Consider the following 18,477-nt stretch of genomic DNA (forward strand, 5'->3'; position numbering starts at 1 on the left):
ATTCATGGGCACGCGCAGGCGCGCGGAGCCTGCGCCACCCCTCGTGCGCCCCCAGGCGCACCAGGGGCGCAAGGATGGCGCGATCCCGTCTGTTCGATCCGTCACTTGGCGGCGACCACAGGGAAGTTGGTGGCACGATGGACCGAACGGAGGAGTGCTCGGCCGCACATCTCCGGGCCGGCAAGGCGGACCGACCAAGGGTGTGATCAGTTGTGGCCATTTCACTGTCTGTGGTGCTTCTGTTGGCGATCATCCTGGTTGTCCTGATTCGAAATGGCTCCCTCAAGCCCGGACCCACGATCGTCGCGGTGCTCTTCGGCTTCTTCCTGGCATCGACCGGCATTGCGCCGTCGATCAACAGGTTCATGAACTCGATAGCGGAGACCATCAACCAGATCAGCTTCTGATCCGGCTGCGTCGGCGCCCGCGCACCGGTGCGCGGGCGCCGGCAGAACGCGGGCAGAACGCAAGAGGCCCGGTCCGACGAGAAATTCGTCGGACCGGGCCCAAGCGTTGGAGCGGGCGACGGGAATCGAACCCGCGTAGCTAGTTTGGAAGACTAGGGCTCTACCATTGAGCTACGCCCGCAGGAACTGCACCGCAGGTCCGGGGACCGGCGGCAACGAGAAGCATCGTAGCGGGTCGCGGGCACTGCCTGCACACCCGATTGCGGTCACCCGGTGTCGCGTTCGGTGGCGCCCGCGTAATGCGGCAGATGCGCTGCCTTTCTGCATGTACCCTACGTGTCGCACCAACGGGGTGTGGCGCAGCTTGGTAGCGCGTCCGCTTTGGGAGCGGAAGGTCGTCGGTTCGAATCCGGCCACCCCGACCATCGGCAAGATCGCAGACCACCGGCAAGAGCGCATTGCGGGAGTCCGTCTGCTTGCCGTTACTATGCAAATTGCGTGCCCGTGTGTCTGATCTACCGGGCTCGGTCCGCGAAGCCGCCTCCCGTGCGGCGGAGCAGAACCCCAAGAAGTCAGCCACAAGGAGACCGAACCGTGAAGAGCGCCGTGGAGACCCTGAACCCGACCCGGGTTCGGCTCACTGTCGAGGTGCCCTTCGAGGAGCTCAAGGACAGCCTCGACGCGGCGTACAAGAAGATCAACCAGCAGGTCACGGTGAAGGGCTTCCGTAAGGGCAAGATCCCCGCCCGGGTCATCGACCAGCGGTTCGGCCGTGGTGCGGTGCTGGAGGAGGCTGTCAACGACGCCCTCCCGAAGTTCTACACCGAGGCTGTCAACGAGGGTGAGCTCAACGTCCTCGGTCAGCCCGAGGTCGACATCACCGAGCTGAAGGACGGCGAGCTGCTGGCCTTCACCGCCGAGGTTGACGTACGCCCCGAGATCGAGATCCCGGACTACTCCGGCATCGAGGTCACCGTCGACGCCCTCGAGGTCAGCGACGAGGACGTCGAGAAGGCCGTGGAGCAGCTCCGTGAGCGCTTCGCCTCCACCAACCCGGTCGAGCGCGCCGCCGCCGAGGGCGACGTCGTGACGATCGACCTGCAGGCCAAGGTCGACGGCGAGGTCCTGGAGGACGGCGTGGCCGAGGGTGTCTCGTACACCATCGGTTCCGGTGAGCTCCTCGACGGCATCGACGCCGCCGTCACCGGCCTGGAGGCGGGTGGCGAGGCCACCTTCACCTCCGAGCTGAAGGGCGGCTCGGCCGAGGGCAAGGAGGCCGAGGTCACCGTCAAGGTCACCGCCGTCGCCGCCCGTGAGCTTCCCGAGCTGGACGACGAGTTCGCCCAGATGGCGAGCGAGTTCGACACCCTCGGCGAGCTGAAGACGGACAGCCGCAAGCGCCTCGAGAACACCAGGCAGTACGACCAGGCCACCCAGGCCCAGGAGCGCGTCCTCGACGAGCTGCTGAAGCTGGCCGAGGTCCCGATCCCGGAGAAGCTGCTCGAGGACGAGGTCCAGACCCGCAAGCACAACCTGGAGCACCACCAGCTCGGTCAGATGGGGCTGACCCTCGACAAGTACCTGGAGATCCAGGGCAAGACGGCCGAGGAGTTCGACGCCGAGACCTCCGAGCAGGCGATCAAGGGCATCAAGACCCAGTTCATCCTGGACGAGATCGTCAACAAGGAGAAGCTGAACGTCAACCAGGAGGAGCTCACCGAGCACCTCATGCGGCGCGCTGCTTCCTCCGGCATGAGCCCCGACCAGTTCGCCCAGGCCGTCGTCGAGGGCGGCCAGGTGCCGATGCTCGTCGGCGAGGTCGCCCGCGGCAAGGCGCTGGCCGTGGTCGTCGAGGCCGCCAAGGTCGTCGACACCAACGGTGAGGTCGTCGAGCTGGAGGACGACGAGGAGGAGGCCATCGAGACGGTCGAGGCCGCCGAGGCCGTCGCCGAGGCCACCGAGGAGAAGAACGAGGCCTGAGCCTCGGGCTGAACCCGTACGACGGGCTCCGGACGCTGTGCGTTCGGAGCCCGTCGTCTTACGACCGTCCGGCGTACGGTGCCCCACAACCCTTGTGCGGACTGCGGAGCTTGCGCTCCCAGCGAACAGTTGGGGAAGCGGGATGGCGTTGTCCCACCTGCGCGTTAGGGTCCATGAATAGGAAGGGCAGGGGAGTCCCCGCCCACCCGGTACGAAGACGCTGAGACGGCCGGAGCCGTCAGAGACGAGCAGGTGGATACGTGACGAATCTGATGCCCTACGCCGCCGGAGAGCCGTCCCTCGGTGGAGGCCTCGGTGACCAGGTCTACAGCCGACTGCTCGGCGAGCGCATCATCTTCCTCGGTCAGCAGGTGGACGATGAGATCGCCAACAAGATCACGGCGCAGCTGCTTCTCCTTGCCGCAGAGCCGGACAAGGACATCTACCTCTACATCAACAGCCCCGGCGGTTCGGTGACGGCCGGCATGGCGGTCTACGACACCATGCAGTACATCCCGAACGACGTGGTCACCATCGGTATGGGCATGGCGGCCTCGATGGGCCAGTTCCTGCTCACCGGCGGCACCGCGGGCAAGCGCTTCGCGCTCCCGAACACCGACATCCTCATGCACCAGGGTTCGGCCGGCATCGGCGGTACGGCTTCGGACATCAAGATCCAGGCCCAGTACCTGCTGCGCACCAAGCAGCGGATGGCGGAGATCACCGCCCACCACTCCGGCCAGACGGTCGAGACGATCATCCGCGACGGCGACCGCGACCGCTGGTACACCGCGGAGGAGGCCAAGGAGTACGGCCTCATCGACGAGATCATCACGATCGCATCGGGCGTTCCGGGCGGCGGCGGCACCGGCGCCTGATCCGGTACCCGCCGGATCAGACTCCACCGCCCCGCGCACCTCTCGTACGCCGAGACACCCAGCCACAGAACGCCACCAGGATGGTGAACACCCACATGAACAACTTCCCCGGCGCCTCCGCGAGCGGCCTCTACACCGGCCCGCAGGTGGACAACCGCTACATCGTGCCGCGCTTCGTGGAGCGCACCTCGCAGGGCGTGCGTGAATACGACCCGTACGCGAAGCTCTTCGAGGAGCGCGTGATCTTCCTCGGCGTGCAGATCGACGACGCCTCGGCCAACGACGTCATGGCGCAGTTGCTGTGCCTGGAGTCGATGGACCCGGACCGGGACATCTCGATCTACATCAACAGCCCCGGCGGCTCGTTCACCGCGCTCACCGCGATCTACGACACGATGCAGTTCGTGAAGCCGGACATCCAGACGGTCTGCATGGGCCAGGCGGCCTCCGCCGCGGCCGTGCTGCTCGCCGCGGGTACGCCCGGCAAGCGGATGGCGCTGCCCAACGCCCGTGTACTGATCCACCAGCCGTCCTCGCAGACCGGCCGTGAGCAGCTCTCCGACCTGGAGATCGCGGCCAACGAGATCCTGCGGATGCGCACCCAGCTGGAGGAGATGCTGGCCAAGCACTCCACCACGCCGCTGGAGAAGATCCGCGACGACATCGAGCGTGACAAGATCCTGACCGCCGAGGAAGCCCTCGCCTACGGTCTCGTCGACCAGATCGTGTCGACCCGCAAGCAGGCGGCCGCGGCCGTCTGACGTCGTCCGTCGTCACCCCTTGGCGCGGCCGATTCACACCGCATCGGCGGCGTGAACCATGCCAAGGGGGGCCCGAACGGGGGGCAAGGCAAGGTACCGTCGGATAGAGGCACCAGGAGCTGCTGAACCAAGCTGCTCCCAGGCGAAGGGGAAGCACCTCGTGGCACGCATCGGTGATGGCGGCGATCTGCTCAAGTGCTCGTTCTGCGGAAAGAGCCAGAAGCAGGTGAAGAAGCTCATCGCGGGACCCGGTGTGTACATCTGCGATGAGTGCATCGATCTCTGCAATGAGATCATCGAGGAGGAACTCGCGGAGACCTCCGAGGTGCGGTGGGAGGAACTCCCCAAGCCGCGCGAGATCTACGAGTTCCTCGAGGGGTACGTCGTCGGGCAGGAGCCCGCGAAGAAGGCCCTCTCGGTCGCTGTGTACAACCACTACAAGCGGGTCCAGGCCGGCGAGAACGGCGGCGCGCAGGGCAGGGACGACGCCATCGAGCTGGCCAAGTCCAACATCCTGCTGCTGGGCCCCACGGGCTCCGGCAAGACGCTTCTCGCGCAGACCCTGGCCCGTATGCTCAACGTCCCGTTCGCCATCGCCGACGCGACGGCGCTGACGGAGGCCGGCTATGTCGGTGAAGACGTCGAGAACATCCTGCTGAAGCTGATCCAGGCCGCGGACTACGACGTCAAGAAGGCCGAGACCGGGATCATCTACATCGACGAGATCGACAAGGTCGCCCGCAAGAGCGAGAACCCGTCGATCACCCGCGATGTCTCCGGCGAGGGCGTCCAGCAGGCCCTGTTGAAGATCCTGGAGGGCACCACCGCCTCCGTACCGCCGCAGGGCGGCCGGAAGCACCCGCACCAGGAGTTCATCCAGATCGACACGACGAACGTGCTGTTCATCGTGGGCGGCGCCTTCTCCGGTCTGGAGAAGATCATCGAGTCGCGGGCGGGTGCCAAGGGCATCGGCTTCGGTGCGACGATCCGCTCCAAGCGGGAGATCGAGGCGAGCGACCAGTTCCAGGAAGTCATGCCGGAGGACCTGGTGAAGTTCGGGATGATCCCGGAGTTCATCGGCCGACTGCCCGTCCTCACCTCGGTCCACAACCTCGACCGTGAGGCGCTGCTGCAGATCCTCGTCGAGCCGCGCAACGCGCTGGTGAAGCAGTATCAACGACTGTTCGAACTCGACGGTGTCGAGCTGGACTTCGACCGCCCGGCCCTGGAGGCCATCGCCGACCAGGCGATCCTGCGCGGCACCGGTGCGCGTGGCCTGCGGGCCATCATGGAAGAGGTCCTCCAGTCCGTGATGTACGAGGTGCCGTCCCGCAAGGACGTCGCCCGCGTCGTCATCACGGCGGACGTCGTCCGCGACAACGTGAACCCGACACTGGTCCCGCGTGAGCCGCGGACGATCGGGAACAACGACGGCGGGCGGCACGAGAAGTCCGCGTAGCGGTACGCAAACGGAAGGGGCGCCCGGCCAGTTCACCTGGCCGGGCGCCCCTTTTCCGTTCCGTGTGCGCTAATTGGCCTCGACGCGGATCTCGTTGCGGAGATCCGTCGTGATCTTGACTGCGGTGTCCTTGTCCACGTTCTTGGTGACGTCGCCGGGGGACACCATCGCCATGGTGCTGAAGTCCGACCAGGCGCAGAACCAGTCGGTCTTCGGCTTGCCGCTCTTGGCGTCCTTGCCCTTGGCGGCCTGGCACTTCATGATGCCGTTCTCGAAGCCGGGCGGAGAGACCTGTTCCGGTTCGCCGAGCAGCGCGGTGCCGTTCTTTGAGTCCTTGGACGTGCTCTCCTTCAACTTGGCGAAGAAGTTGTCCAGGGCCTTGGCAGGGTCCTCGACCTTGCCGTACGCGCCGAAATAGGTGACGCCCTTCGCCGTTGCGATGTCGGGCACGGAGTTCGGGTCGCTGGGGTCGAAGTTGCTGAGATCCGCGGTCGAGTAGATCCCGGTGACGGTCTTGCCGTTCTCGATGCCGCTGGCCGTCAGTTCCTTCGTGGCCTTACTGTCCTGCTTCGCGCCCGAGTTGTCACCGCCGAAGCGTTTGTACTCGCCCAGCACCTTCGTCGGCGTGGTCAGCTTGTGCGGCCCGTCGTCGCTGAGCGTGTCGCTGCCTCCGTCCGACGTCAGGAAGTACACCCCACCCGCGATGACCGTCAGCGCCACGACCGCGCTGCCGATGATCAGGCCGGTCTTCTTCTTCGGCTCGACCGGGGGCATCGGCATCGTGCCGTACGGGGCCTGGCCGCCGTATGGGGGCGTGGGCGGCTGCTGGCCGTACGGGCCCGGCTGCTGGGCCTGCGGGTAGCCGTAGCCCGGCTGAGGCTGCTGCGGCGGGACACCCTGGGGGGCCTGCTGGGGGTACCCGTAACCGGGCTGGCCCTGGGGTGGCTGGCCGCCGTACGGTCCGGGTTGGCCCTGGGGTGGCTGGCCGCTGTACGGTCCGGGTTGGCCCTGCGGAGGCTGGCCGCCGTACGGGCCCGGCTGGTTGTAGCTCATCTGCGGTGTCCCTTGTTCATCATGCTTACGCGTTCCGAACATCCTGGCGGAAGGCCCCCAGGCGTGGACCATCGGGAGCCACACCGTTACTCAGTAAACCGGTTTCGGTGCACGACTGTGACGGCCCTAAACTGTCCCCCGTGACCGAGAACACTCAGCAGACGCCAGCCAGCAACCCCGAACTGCCGACCCAGTACGCACCGGCCGAGGTAGAGGGGAAGCTGTATGAGCGCTGGGTAGAGCGGGGTTACTTTGAAGCCGACGAGCACAGCGAGAAGCCGCCGTACTCCATCGTCATCCCGCCGCCGAACGTCACGGGCAGCCTGCACCTGGGGCACGCCTTCGAACACACGCTGATCGACGCCCTCGTCCGCCGCAAGCGCATGCAGGGCTTCGAGGCGCTGTACCAGCCCGGCATGGACCACGCCGGCATCGCCACCCAGAACGTCGTCGAGCGCGAGCTCGGCAAGGAGGGCAAGTCCCGCCACGACCTGGGACGCGAGGCGTTCGTCGAGCGCGTCTGGAAGTGGAAGAACGAGTCCGGCGGCCAGATCTCCGGCCAGATGCGCAGGCTCGGCGAGGGCGTTGCCTGGTCCCGTGAGCGCTTCACCATGGACGATGGCCTGTCCACCGCCGTTCAGACCGTCTTCAAGAGGATGTACGACGACGGACTGATCTACCGCGCCGAGCGCATCATCAACTGGTGCCCGCGCTGTCTGACCGCGATCTCGGACATCGAGGTCGAGTACCAGGACGACGACGGCGAGCTCGTCTCCATGACGTACGGGGAGGGCGACGACACCATCGTCGTCGCCACGACCCGCGCCGAGACGATGCTCGGTGACACCGCGGTCGCCGTCCACCCCGACGACGAGCGATACAAGCACCTGGTCGGCAGGCGGATCAAGCTGCCGCTGACCGACCGCACGATCCCCGTCGTCGCCGACCACCACGTCGACCCTGAGTTCGGCACCGGCGCCGTCAAGGTCACGCCCGCCCACGACCCGAACGACTTCGAGATCGGCAAGCGCCACGACCTGCCGTTCCTCACGGTCATGGACGAGCGCGCCGTCATCACCGTCCCCGGCCCGTTCGAGGGACTCGACCGCCTGGAGGCCAGGTCCGCCATCGTCGGTGCGCTGCGCGCCGAGGGCCGGATCGTCGCCGAGAAGCGTCCCTACTTCCACTCCGTCGGCCACTGCTCGCGCTGCAAGACCACCATCGAGCCGCGTCTGTCCCTCCAGTGGTGGGTCAAGGTCGCCCCTCTCGCCAAGGCGGCCGGTGACGCCGTCCGCGACGGCGGCGTCAAGATCCACCCGCAGGAGATGGAGAAGCGGTACTTCGACTGGGTCGACAACCTCCACGACTGGACGATCTCGCGCCAGCTCTGGTGGGGCCACCGCATCCCCGTCTGGTACGGCCCGAACGGCGAGGTCGTCTGCGTCGGACCGGACGACGAGGTCCCCACGGGCGAAGGCTGGACACAGGACAGCGATGTCCTGGACACCTGGTTCTCCTCCGGCCTCTGGCCGTTCTCCACGCTCGGCTGGCCGGCGCAGACCGACAGCCTCGCGAAGTTCTACCCGAACTCCGTCCTCGTCACCGGCTACGACATCCTCTTCTTCTGGGTCGCCCGGATGATGATGTTCGGCCTCTACGTCAACGACGGCGTCCCGCCCTTCAAGACCGTCGTTCTGCACGGCATGGTCCGTGACGAGTTCGGCAAGAAGATGTCGAAGTCGTTCGGCAATGTCGTCAACCCGCTGGACTGGATGGACAAGTACGGCTCCGACGCGCTGCGCTTCACCTTGGCGCGCGGTGCCAACCCGGGCACCGACGTCCCGATCGGCGAGGAGTGGGTCCAGGGTTCCGCCAAGTTCGCCAACAAGATCTGGAACGCCACCCGCTTCGCCCTGATGAACGGCGCCACGATCGAGGGCGAACTGCCGTCCGCCGACGAGATGTCCGTGACCGACCGATGGATCCTGTCCCGGCTCAACAAGACCGTTGCGGAAGTCGACGCCTACTACGACGACTTCCAGTTCTCCAAGCTCAGCGAGGCACTGCGGCACTTCGCCTGGGACGAGGTCTTCGACTGGTACGTCGAACTGTCCAAGACCACGTTCTTCGCGGGCGGCAAGCCGGCCGAGGTCTCGAGCCGGGTCCTCGGTGAGGTTCTCGACGTGATGCTGCGGCTGCTGCACCCGGTCGTCCCGTTCGTCACGGAGACGCTCTGGACCGCGCTCACCGGCCGGGAGTCCGTCGTCATTGCCGACTGGCCGACCGACTCCGGTTTCCGCGACGACGCGGCCGAGAAGGAGATCGAGCTCGTCCAGCAGGTCGTCACCGAGGTCCGCAGGTTCCGCTCCGACCAGGGCCTGCAGCCCGGCCAGAAGGTCCCGGCCGAGCTCACCCTGACCGGCACGGCGCTAGCCCCGCACGAGGCGGCCATCCGCCAGCTGCTGCGCCTGCAGCCCGCCGGGGACAGCTTCCACGCGACCGCGTCGCTGCCGGTCGCGGGGACCACGGTCGCCCTGGACCTGTCCGGCACGATCGACGTCGAGGCCGAGCGCAAGCGCCTGACGAAGGACCTGGGCGCTGCCGAGAAGGAGAAGGCCCAGGCGGGCGGCAAGCTCTCCAACGAGGCGTTCCTCGGCAAGGCCCCGGACAACGTGGTCGACAAGATCCGTGGCCGGCTGGCCAAGGCGGAGGCGGACATCGAGCGGATCACCAACCAGCTGGCGAACCTGCCGCAGGGCTGATCACCCGCTTGAGACCGACCGGCAGACGTGCGTGCCCAGCACTGCGAAGCCGCCTCCCAGGTGCCGGTCGGCCCCCGAAGCGAAGCCCTCGTGCTCCCGGCGCCGGGAGCACGAGGGCTTCGCTCATCCCGCGCACGGTCAGGACGCCGGCGGCACCGGGCGCTGCGCGCGATGTCCGTGCCCATCCGTAGACTGGCCCCGTGAGTGAGCCCCGCCCTTCCGACCGGCACGACGCCTACGATCCCGACGACACCTTCGCGGAGATCGTCGACGAAGCGACCCAGCGCGACCCCGACCTGGCGGTGATCGAGGCCGGCAGCCGTACGCTGCGCACTCGCTCGGGACCGCCGCAGGGCCAGAACGTCCCCGCCCGCCCCGCCGACCCCGAGGTGGACAAGGCGCTGCGCGCGGTGGAGCAGGAGCTCGCCGGACGCTGGGGCGAGACCAAGCTGGAGCCTTCCGTCGCGCGCATCGCCGCGCTGATGGATGTGCTCGGCGAGCCACAGCGCGCGTACCCCTCGATCCACATCACCGGGACCAACGGCAAGACGAGCACGGCCCGCATGATCGAGGCGCTGCTCGGCGCCTTCGACCTGCGCACCGGCCGCTACACCTCGCCGCACGTCCAGTCGATCACCGAGCGGATCAGCCTGGACGGCTCCCCGATGGACCCCGAAAGGTTCATCGAGGCATACCAGGACATCAAGCCGTATGTGGAGATGGTCGACACCCAGCAGCCGTACCGGCTCTCCTTCTTCGAGGTGCTGACGGGCATGGCGTACGCGGCCTTCGCCGACGCGCCGGTCGACGTCGCCGTCGTGGAGGTCGGCATGGGCGGCAGCTGGGACGCGACGAACGTCATCGACTCCTCGGTCGCCGTCGTCACTCCCATCTCGCTGGACCACACCGACCGGCTCGGTACCACGCCCGCCGAGATCGCCGGTGAGAAGGCCGGGATCATCAAGCAAGGTGCCACGGTCATCCTGGCGCAGCAGCCCGTCGACGCCGCGCAGGCCATGCTGAAGAAGGCCGTCGAGGTCGATGCCACCGTCGCCCGCGAGGGCATGGAGTTCGGTGTCGTCTCCCGCGAGATCGCTGTCGGCGGCCAGCTGCTGACGCTGCGCGGCCTCGGCGGCGAGTACGAGGAGATCTTTCTCCCGCTGTACGGCGCCCACCAGGCGCACAACGCGGCGGTGGCCCTCTGTGCCGTGGAGGCGTTCTTCGGGATCGGCGCCGAGCAACCCGGCGCACTTGATATCGACACGGTCCGCCAGGCCTTCGCCTCGGTTGTCTCGCCGGGCCGTCTCGAAGTGGTCCGCAGCAGCCCGACCGTCGTCCTGGACGCGGCCCACAACCCGGCGGGCGCCCGTGCCACCGCCGACGGGCTCTCCGAGGCGTTCGGCTTCTCCCGGCTGATCGGTGTGGTCGGCGCCAGCGGCGACAAGGACGTCAAGGGGCTCCTCGAAGCCTTCGAGCCGATCTTCGCCGAGGTCGTCATCACTCAGAACTCAACCGGCCGCGCGATGGACGCCGATGAACTGGCAGCCGTCGCGGTCGAGGTTTTCGGCAACGACCGTGTACAGGTCGAACCGCGCCTCGACGACGCGCTGGAGGCGGCGATCACCCTCGCCGAGGAGGAGGACGAGTATGCGGGCGCAGGCGTCCTGGTGACCGGTTCCGTAATCACGGTCGGCGAGGCCCGGCTGCTTCTGGGAAGGCACTGACACTGTGCGTACGCTCTGTGCAGCGACACTGATCGGCGAGTTCTTCGTGATCGGCTTCGCCGGACTCGTCGCGATGAAGTCCGACGACCTGACGTACACCGCGGTCTGGACGGTCTGCGGCATCGGCATGCTGCTGTCCGTGCTGCTCTGCGGGATGATCACCCGCCCCGGCGGGATACAGCTCGGCTGGGCGCTGCAGGTCGCCCTGGTGCTCAGTGGCTTCGTCGTCCCGACGATGTTCATTCTCGGCGTGGTCTTCGGCGCCCTGTGGTGGGCCTCGGTGCACTACGGCCGCAAGATCGACGAGGTGAAGGCCCGCTGGGCGGCCGCGCAGGAGGCGTCCGAGTCCCCGGCCGGTGGCTGATCCAGCACCCCGTGGCCGAACCCGGCCGCAGGCCCGTCCCCGTTTCCCTGTAGCCTCGCTTCACCGCACCGCATGCTTGCAAGGAGCCGCACACCATGACCCAGCGCACCCTCGTTCTCCTCAAGCCCGACGCCGTCCGGCGCGGACTCGTCGGCGAGATCGTCGGGCGGATCGAGCGCAAGGCCGGCTGGCGGATCACCGCGCTGGAGCTGCGCACCCTCGACCGCGCCACGCTGGAGCAGCACTACGCCGAGCACGTCGGCCGCCCCTTCTACGAGCCGCTTGTCGAGTTCATGCAGTCGGGTCCGATCGTGGCGCTGGTCGCCGAGGGCGAGCGGGTCATCGAGGGCATCCGTACACTCGCCGGCCCCACCGACCCGATCGCAGCCGCGCCCGGCTCCATCCGTGGTGACTTCGGCACAATCACCCGGGAAAACCTCATCCACGCCTCGGACTCCGAGGAGTCCGCAGAGCGGGAACTGAAGCTTTTCTTCCCGGGCCTTTCCTGACTCCCGGTCAGCCGAACAGCGCTCATGACCTGGGGCGACCGAATTAATTCGGTCGCCCTTCGGCATAGGGTCCCGGATCGCGGGAAGGCATCACTCCGACGTAACGTCACCATGAGTGGAACGGCCACCCGTTCCGCCCAAAGGCGAAGGACCCTCGCGCGGTGTCCGTGCACACGGCATTACGATGGAATCTTCCACGCCCGCAGCGCTCACCTCGCCGACCAGAACAAGCCATCAACGCTTTCTTGGAAGGCCCGACGCATCCTCATGGGGAACAAGGGGAACTAAATGTCGTTCATCGGCCGTGACATGGCTATCGACCTCGGGACTGCCAACACGCTGGTGTACGTCAGGGGGCGCGGCATCGTTCTGAACGAGCCGTCCGTCGTGGCCATCAACACCAACACCGGCGGCATCCTGGCGGTCGGCTCCGAGGCCAAGAAGATGATCGGGCGTACACCGGGCAACATCGTTGCCGTACGGCCCCTGAAGGATGGCGTGATCGCCGACTTCGAGATCACCGAGCGGATGCTCCGCTACTTCATCCTGAAGATCCACAAGCGCCGCTACCTGGCCCGCCCGCGGGTCGTCGTCTGCGTTCCCTCCGGCATCACCGGAGTCGAGCGACGCGCCGTCATCGAGGCGTCGACGCAGGCCGGTGCACGCCAGGTGCACATCATCGAGGAGCCCATGGCGGCGGCCATCGGCTCAGGGCTGCCGGTCCACGAGGCCACCGGCAACATGGTGGTCGACATCGGCGGCGGCACCACCGAGGTCGCGGTCATCTCGCTCGGCGGAATCGTCACTGCTCAGTCGATCCGGACCGCCGGCGACGAGCTGGACAACGCGATCATCCAGCACATCAAGAAGGAGTACTCGCTCCTCCTCGGTGAGCGGACCGCCGAACAGATCAAGCTCACGATCGGTTCGGCGGACGACCTGGAAAAGGACGAGCACACCGAGATCCGTGGCCGCGACCTGGTCTCCGGGCTGCCCAAGACCGTGGTCGTCTCGGCCGACGAGGTCCGCAAGGCCATCGAGGAGCCGGTCAACGCGATCGTCGACGCGGTGAAGACCACGCTCGACAAGTGCCCGCCGGAGCTCTCCGGCGACGTCATGGACCGCGGCATCGTCCTCACCGGCGGCGGCGCGCTGCTGCGCGGACTGGACGAGCGGCTGCGCCGCGAGACCGGCATGCCGATCCACATCGCCGAGGACCCGCTGGACTCGGTGGCGCTCGGGTCCGGCAAGTGCGTCGAGGAGTTCGAGGCGCTCCAGCAGGTGCTGGACGCCCAGCCCCGCAGGTAGACGACACCGCCCGGCCCACAGATAAACAACACATCAGTCTGCTGTGCGGACCACTGCCGCTTCGTACGGCCGATCGTTGATATACAGGCACGAACATTCCGACGAGGAAGGCACGGCCGCCGCACGTGAGGGACACACGAGAGAGCCGGCTGCTCCTGGTGCTGCTGATCGCCATCGCATTCGCGTTAATCACGGTGGACATCCGCGGCGGCGAGGAGTCACCGGTGGACGGCGCCCGGCGGGCCGCCGCCACGGTCTTCGGGCCGGTTGAGAACGGCGTCGCGGCAGCCGTCGAGCCGGTGGGCAACGCCATAGGGGCGGTACGCGACGCCGGCACACGGCACAACCGGATCGCCGAGCTGGAGCGGCAGAACACCGCGCTCAAGATGAAGCTCGGCAGCGACGAACAGAACCGCAGCCGGGTCCGTGAGCTGGACCGGATGCTGAAGAAGTCGGCCGCCGGACAGTACGGCATCAAGGCCGCCGAGGTCATCGCCATAGGAGCGGCCCAGGGCTTCTCCTGGACGGTCACGATCGACGCGGGCTCCAATGACGGTATCAAGCGCGACATGACCGTCATCAACGGCGACGGTCTCGTTGGCCGAGTCACCACCGTCGGCCCGGACACCGCCACGGTGCTGCTGGCCAACGACCCCGACTTCACCGTCGGCACCCGTATGGAGAAGACCGACGAACTGGGCTTCGCCACCGGCCGGGGCTCCCAGCCCCTGGCCGTCCAGTTCCTCAACGGCAAGGCCAAGGTGAAGAAGGGCGACCGGCTTGTCACCTTCGGCTCCAGCAAGAACAAGCCGTTCGTGCCCGGCGTCCCGATCGGCGAGGTCGTCGGCGTCGACCCGTCCGGCGGCGGCCTGACCCGCACCGTCTATGTCCGCCCGTACGTCGGGTTCACCAAGCTCGACATCGTCGGCATCGTCGTCCAGGCCCCGCGCGAGGACCCCCGCGACATGGTCCTGCCGCAGGCGCCCGCCAAGCCCGCCAAGCCCAAGCCCACCCCGACCGTCACCGTCACGATCTCGCCCAACGGCGACATCGTCGACACTGACGGCAATGTCGTCGGGAACATCAACGAGAGCCCGGACCCCAGCGGAAGCCCGAACCCGGGCGGCAGTCCGGGTGCCACACCGAGCGCCGACAACGCGGCAGACGAGTAGAGGCAGCGGTGATCCCCATGCGCTTGAACCAGACTCTGCTCTCCATCGTCCTGGTCGTGGTCGCCCTCGTCGTCCAGGTCACCGTGCTCGCCCGCCTCCAGCTCCCCGGAGCCGTGCCCGACCTGCTGCTCCTCGTCGTCCTCGGACTCGCCTTCGTGTACGGGCATGTCAGCGGCGCCCTGGTCGGCTTCGGCGCGGGACTCCTCGCAGACCTGGCACCGCCCGCAGACCACGCCGCCGGACGCTACGCGCTGGTCCTCTGTCTCATCGGCTACCTCGCCGGACTGGCCAAGCCGGAGACCGGGCCGCTCAAGTCGGCCTCCGTCCCGATGGTCGCGGTCGTCGCCGCGGCGATCGGCTCGACGCTGCTGTACGCGCTCGTCGGCGCGCTCGTCGGGGACACGGCGGCCCGTCATGTGGGCCTCGGCAGCCTGCTGTTCACCGCCGCCGTCTATGACCTGCTGCTCGCGCCGTTCGTCGTGCCCCTGGTCATGGCGATCGCCAGACGCACGGTGAGCGATCCGCTAGCCGACTCCTCCGGTGGCGGCGACGTCGCCGCTGGCTGGCTGACATCCGGCACCGGACTGCGGATCGGCAGCCAGCGCGCCGGACTGCGCGTCAAGGTCGCCCGCAGCCGAGCGGCACGCGCCGGACGGATCAAGGGAGTCAAGCGACTGTGAAGCCGCACCACAGCGGGGACACCCCCCGTACCCCCGGCCCGGCCACCACCGGGGGCGTCCTGTGAGCAATATCCCCGAGACCGGCCGGACCCAACGGGTCCAGATCCGTCTCGTCGTCATTCAGGTCCTCGTCTTCTCCCTGCTGCTCACCCTTGGCGGGCGCCTCTGGTATCTCCAGATCCGCAACGGCCAGGAGTACAGCGACGAGGCGAGGAACAACCACGTCCAGCAGGTCGTCCAGCCCGCCGTCCGCGGTTCCATCCTCGATGCGCGCGGCGTGCCTCTCGCCGACAACGAGACCCGCCTGGTCGTCTCCGTCAGCCGCACCGAGCTGATGAAGATGGAGGACGACGGCAAGGGCGTCCTGACCCGGCTCGCCGATGTCCTCGGCATGAAGCCCAAGGAGGTCTTCGACAAGGTCCGGCTCTGCGACGCGAAGACCCCGCAGCCCTGCTGGAACGGTTCGCCGTACCAGCCGATCCCGGTCACGGACGAGGCCACCACCCAGCAGGCCCTGACGATCCGCGAACGCGCCGAGGACTTCCCCGGGATCACCGCCGAGCCGACCGCCGTACGCCGCTACCCCGCGCCCGGCAAGGCCAACACCGCCCAGGTCCTCGGCTATCTCTCGCCCGTCACCGACGAAGAGATCACCAAGGCCCAGGACACCGACTCGCCGTACCTGCGCTCCGACCAGGTCGGCCGCTCCGGCCTGGAGCGCACCTACGACAAGGAACTACGCGGCAAGGCCGGCGTCACCCGCTATGAGGTCGACAACCTCGGCCGGGTCATCGGCCAGGCGAAGAACGACGAGGCGGAGCCCGGGTCAAGCGTCGTCACGTCCATAGACGCACGGGTCCAGGCCGTCGCCGAGTACGAGCTCAACGAGGCCATGAAGACGGCCCGTCAGGCGTTCGACAAGAACACCGGCGAGAACTACAAGGCCGACTCCGGTGCCGTCGTCGTCATGGAGGCCAAGACCGGAAGGGTCGTCGCGATGGCCTCCCTGCCGAACTACGACCCCAACGCCTGGGTCGGCGGCATCTCGGCCAAGGAATACGCCGAGCTCACCGGCAAGAAGTCCAACTTCCCGCTGCTGAACCGGGCCATCCAGGGCCAGGCCGCCCCCGGCTCGATCTTCAAGGTCGTCTCCTCGACCGCCGCGGTCAACGCCGGATACCCCTTCGACGGCAACTACCCCTGCCCCAGCTCGTACAACGTCGGCGGGCAGACCTTCAAGAACTTCGAGTCCCAGAGCTACGGCTCCATCACCATCGGCAGGGCGCTCGAAGTGTCCTGCGACACCGTCTACTACGGCATCGCGCACAAGGAGTGGCTGAAGGACGGCGGCATCAACCCGAAGAAGCACCCCAAGGACTGGTTCTACAAGACCGCCCACCAGTTCGGCCTCGGCAAGGAGACCGGCATCGACCTCCCCAACGAGGTGACCGGCCGCATCCCCGACCGCAAGTGGAAGCAGGACTTCTACAAGGCGAACAAAAACGCCTGGTGCAAGCAGGGCAAGAAGGACGGCACGTACGTCGAGAAGATCGCGTACGAGAACTGCCTCGAAGGCGACAGGATGCGCGCCGGTGACTCCGTCAACTACTCGATCGGCCAGGGCGACACCCTCGTCACCCCGATCCAGATGGCGACCATCTACGCCGCGATCTCCAACGGCGGCACGCTCTACAACCCCACCGTCGGCAAGGCGATCGTCAGCGGCGACGGCAAGAGCGTCGAGGAGATCAAGCCCGAGTCGCACGGCAAGCTGCCCTTCACGCGCAAGACCCGCAACGAGATCGACGAGGCCCTCGCGGGAGTCGCGACCCGTGGCTCCGCCGCCTGGCGATTCGGTGGCTGGCCGCAGGACAAGATCCCGATGCACGCCAAGACGGGTACGGCCGAGGTCTACGGCAAGCAGACGACCTCGTGGTTCGCCACGTACACCAAGGACTACTCGATCGTCATGACGATCTCCCAGGGTGGTACGGGCTCCGGCGCCTCCGGGCCCGCCGTGCGCAACATCTACGACGCGCTCTACGGACTCGACGACTCCGGCAAGCAGGACCTCAAGAAGGCGCTGCTGCCCACCCCACAGAAGTCCCTGCCGAAGATCCAGCACGACGGCTCGATCGACTCTCCGCAGATCAAGCCGTACGACCCGAACTCGCAGAAGGTCCCTGAGGAGCAGACCCTCGCGGCAGTGCTCGGGAGGCGCGACTGATGGCCGGCTTCTCCGTCTCGAGCTACGCCCCCGAGCGCTCCGCCTGGGGCAAACTCATCGCCCGCGACTCCCTCGTACGCAAACTCGACTGGCCGCTGCTCGGGTCCGCGATCGCGCTCTCCTTCATCGGCTCGCTGCTGGTCTACTCGGCGACCCGGAACCGCGACTCGCTCACGCACGGCGACCCGTACTACTTCTTCATCCGGCACGCCCTCAACACCGGCATCGGCTTCGCTCTCATGGTCGGCACGATCTGGCTCGGCCACCGCACCCTGCGCGGCGCCGTCCCGATCCTCTACGGCCTCTCGGTGATCCTCGTGCTGGCCGTCCTCACCCCGCTCGGCGCCACCGTCAACGGCGCGCACGCCTGGATCATCATCGGCGGCGGCTTCTCCCTCCAGCCGTCCGAGTTCACCAAAATCACCATCATCCTGATCATGGCGATGCTGCTCGCCGCGCGCGTCGACGCGGGCGACCAGCTCCACCCCGACCACTGGACCGTCGCCAAGGCACTCGGCCTCGCGGCCATTCCGATGGCCATCGTCATGGGAATGCCGGACCTCGGCTCCGTGATGGTCATGGCCGTCATCGTGCTCGGTGTGCTCCTCGCCTCCGGCGCTTCGAACCGCTGGGTCTTCGGCCTCCTCGGCTCGGGCACGGCCGGCGCCGTCGCCGTCTGGCAGCTCGGCCTGCTCGACGACTACCAGATCGCCCGATTCGCCGCCTTCGCCAACCCCGCGCTCGACCCGGCGGGTGTCGGCTACAACACCAACCAGGCACGCATCGCGATCGGCTCCGGCGGCCTCACCGGAACCGGCCTCTTCCAGGGCAGCCAGACCACCGGTCAGTTCGTCCCCGAGCAGCAGACCGACTTCGTCTTCACCGTCGCCGGCGAGGAGCTCGGCTTCCTGGGTGCCGGGCTGATCCTCGTCCTGCTCGGCGTCGTCCTGTGGCGCGCCTGCCGGATCGCCCGCGAGACGACCGAGCTGTACGGCACGATCGTCGCCGCCGGAATCATCGCCTGGTTCGCCTTCCAGTCGTTCGAGAACATCGGGATGACGCTCGGCATCATGCCGGTCGCAGGGCTTCCGCTGCCCTTCGTCTCATACGGAGGGTCCTCGATGTTCGCCGTCTGGGTGGCCGTCGGCCTGCTCCAGTCGATCAGGGTGCAGCGGCCGATAAGTGCCTGAGCT

General features: G+C 67.5%; 15 protein-coding genes and 2 tRNA genes. 15 read left to right on the top strand and 2 right to left on the bottom strand.

Going from position 1 to position 18,477, the window contains the following annotated elements; genetic code table 11:
• Positions 1–212: 212 nt before the first annotated feature.
• Positions 213–407, top strand: coding sequence for a hypothetical protein (locus ABT115_RS06700; RefSeq protein ID WP_351784763.1), 195 nt, complete (start codon positions 213–215; stop codon positions 405–407).
• 107 nt (positions 408–514) lie between these two features.
• On the opposite strand, the gene ABT115_RS06705 is transcribed toward ABT115_RS06700, so the two are convergent.
• Positions 515–588: transfer RNA gene (locus tag ABT115_RS06705), tRNA-Gly, on the bottom strand.
• Between the two features lie 167 nt (positions 589–755).
• Here ABT115_RS06705 and ABT115_RS06710 point away from each other — a divergent pair.
• From ABT115_RS06710 to clpX, 5 genes are all read left to right on the top strand, one after another.
• Positions 756–832: transfer RNA gene (locus ABT115_RS06710), tRNA-Pro, on the top strand.
• 169 nt (positions 833–1,001) lie between these two features.
• A complete protein-coding gene (tig, locus tag ABT115_RS06715) occupies positions 1,002–2,387 on the top strand; it encodes a trigger factor (RefSeq protein WP_351784765.1) in 1,386 nt (461 codons plus the stop codon).
• A gap of 272 nt (positions 2,388–2,659) precedes the next feature.
• A complete protein-coding gene (locus tag ABT115_RS06720) occupies positions 2,660–3,265 on the top strand; it encodes an ATP-dependent Clp protease proteolytic subunit (RefSeq protein WP_351204624.1) in 606 nt (201 codons plus the stop codon).
• An 80-nt stretch (positions 3,266–3,345) separates the two neighbouring features.
• Entirely contained in the window at positions 3,346–4,026 is a 681-nt protein-coding gene (locus ABT115_RS06725; RefSeq protein ID WP_351784767.1) for an ATP-dependent Clp protease proteolytic subunit, read from the top strand.
• A 160-nt stretch (positions 4,027–4,186) separates the two neighbouring features.
• Positions 4,187–5,485 (top strand): ATP-dependent Clp protease ATP-binding subunit ClpX, encoded by a 1,299-nt coding sequence (gene clpX / locus ABT115_RS06730; RefSeq protein ID WP_351784769.1) that lies wholly within the window; start codon positions 4,187–4,189, stop codon positions 5,483–5,485.
• A 69-nt stretch (positions 5,486–5,554) separates the two neighbouring features.
• Here the strand turns inward: clpX and ABT115_RS06735 are convergent, their stop codons facing one another.
• Entirely contained in the window at positions 5,555–6,538 is a 984-nt protein-coding gene (locus tag ABT115_RS06735) for a hypothetical protein (protein WP_351784770.1), read from the bottom strand.
• A gap of 140 nt (positions 6,539–6,678) precedes the next feature.
• Here ABT115_RS06735 and ABT115_RS06740 point away from each other — a divergent pair, with 140 nt between their 5' ends.
• From ABT115_RS06740 to rodA, 9 genes are all read left to right on the top strand, one after another.
• Positions 6,679–9,300, top strand: a complete 2,622-nt coding sequence (locus ABT115_RS06740) for a valine--tRNA ligase (protein ID WP_351784771.1) — start codon at positions 6,679–6,681, stop codon at positions 9,298–9,300.
• A gap of 200 nt (positions 9,301–9,500) precedes the next feature.
• A complete protein-coding gene (gene folC, locus ABT115_RS06745; RefSeq protein ID WP_351784772.1) occupies positions 9,501–11,024 on the top strand; it encodes a bifunctional tetrahydrofolate synthase/dihydrofolate synthase in 1,524 nt (507 codons plus the stop codon).
• Between the two features lie 4 nt (positions 11,025–11,028).
• Positions 11,029–11,388 carry a DUF4233 domain-containing protein gene (locus ABT115_RS06750; RefSeq protein ID WP_351784774.1) on the top strand — a complete coding sequence of 120 codons (360 nt, stop codon included), beginning with the start codon at positions 11,029–11,031 and terminating at the stop codon, positions 11,386–11,388.
• Positions 11,389–11,483: 95 nt separating this feature from the next.
• Complete coding sequence (gene ndk, locus ABT115_RS06755; protein WP_093898216.1) at positions 11,484–11,897, top strand: nucleoside-diphosphate kinase; 414 nt, start codon at positions 11,484–11,486, stop codon at positions 11,895–11,897.
• A gap of 288 nt (positions 11,898–12,185) precedes the next feature.
• The gene (locus ABT115_RS06760; RefSeq protein ID WP_351784776.1) at positions 12,186–13,205 is read left to right on the top strand and encodes a rod shape-determining protein; all 1,020 of its coding nucleotides are present in this window, start codon (positions 12,186–12,188) and stop codon (positions 13,203–13,205) included.
• A 125-nt stretch (positions 13,206–13,330) separates the two neighbouring features.
• Positions 13,331–14,377 (top strand): rod shape-determining protein MreC, encoded by a 1,047-nt coding sequence (mreC, locus tag ABT115_RS06765; protein ID WP_351784778.1) that lies wholly within the window; start codon positions 13,331–13,333, stop codon positions 14,375–14,377.
• Between the two features lie 17 nt (positions 14,378–14,394).
• A complete protein-coding gene (mreD, locus tag ABT115_RS06770) occupies positions 14,395–15,057 on the top strand; it encodes a rod shape-determining protein MreD (RefSeq protein WP_351784780.1) in 663 nt (220 codons plus the stop codon).
• A 61-nt stretch (positions 15,058–15,118) separates the two neighbouring features.
• A complete protein-coding gene (gene mrdA / locus ABT115_RS06775) occupies positions 15,119–17,284 on the top strand; it encodes a penicillin-binding protein 2 (RefSeq protein ID WP_351784782.1) in 2,166 nt (721 codons plus the stop codon).
• Complete coding sequence (gene rodA, locus ABT115_RS06780; protein ID WP_351784784.1) at positions 17,284–18,474, top strand: rod shape-determining protein RodA; 1,191 nt, start codon at positions 17,284–17,286, stop codon at positions 18,472–18,474. The genes mrdA and rodA overlap by 1 nt, the downstream gene beginning before the upstream one ends.
• The last annotated feature ends 3 nt before the right edge of the window (positions 18,475–18,477 follow it).

The organism is Streptomyces sp. NPDC001832 (assembly GCF_040297265.1).
In the GTDB taxonomy this organism is placed as follows: Bacteria; Actinomycetota; Actinomycetes; order Streptomycetales; family Streptomycetaceae; genus Streptomyces.

What these genes read in the sequence shown, in the direction of transcription:
- ABT115_RS06760 (WP_351784776.1), top strand. Translation starts at nt 12,186, where the DNA reads ATGTCGTTCATCGGCCGTGACATGGCTATCGACCTCGGGACTGCCAAC.
- mreD (WP_351784780.1), top strand. Translation starts at nt 14,395, where the DNA reads ATGCGCTTGAACCAGACTCTGCTCTCCATCGTCCTGGTCGTGGTCGCC.
- ndk (WP_093898216.1), top strand. Translation starts at nt 11,484, where the DNA reads ATGACCCAGCGCACCCTCGTTCTCCTCAAGCCCGACGCCGTCCGGCGC.
- ABT115_RS06735 (WP_351784770.1), bottom strand. Translation starts at nt 6,538, where the DNA reads ATGAGCTACAACCAGCCGGGCCCGTACGGCGGCCAGCCTCCGCAGGGC.
- ABT115_RS06720 (WP_351204624.1), top strand. Translation starts at nt 2,660, where the DNA reads ATGCCCTACGCCGCCGGAGAGCCGTCCCTCGGTGGAGGCCTCGGTGAC.
- rodA (WP_351784784.1), top strand. Translation starts at nt 17,284, where the DNA reads ATGGCCGGCTTCTCCGTCTCGAGCTACGCCCCCGAGCGCTCCGCCTGG.
- ABT115_RS06725 (WP_351784767.1), top strand. Translation starts at nt 3,346, where the DNA reads ATGGTGAACACCCACATGAACAACTTCCCCGGCGCCTCCGCGAGCGGC.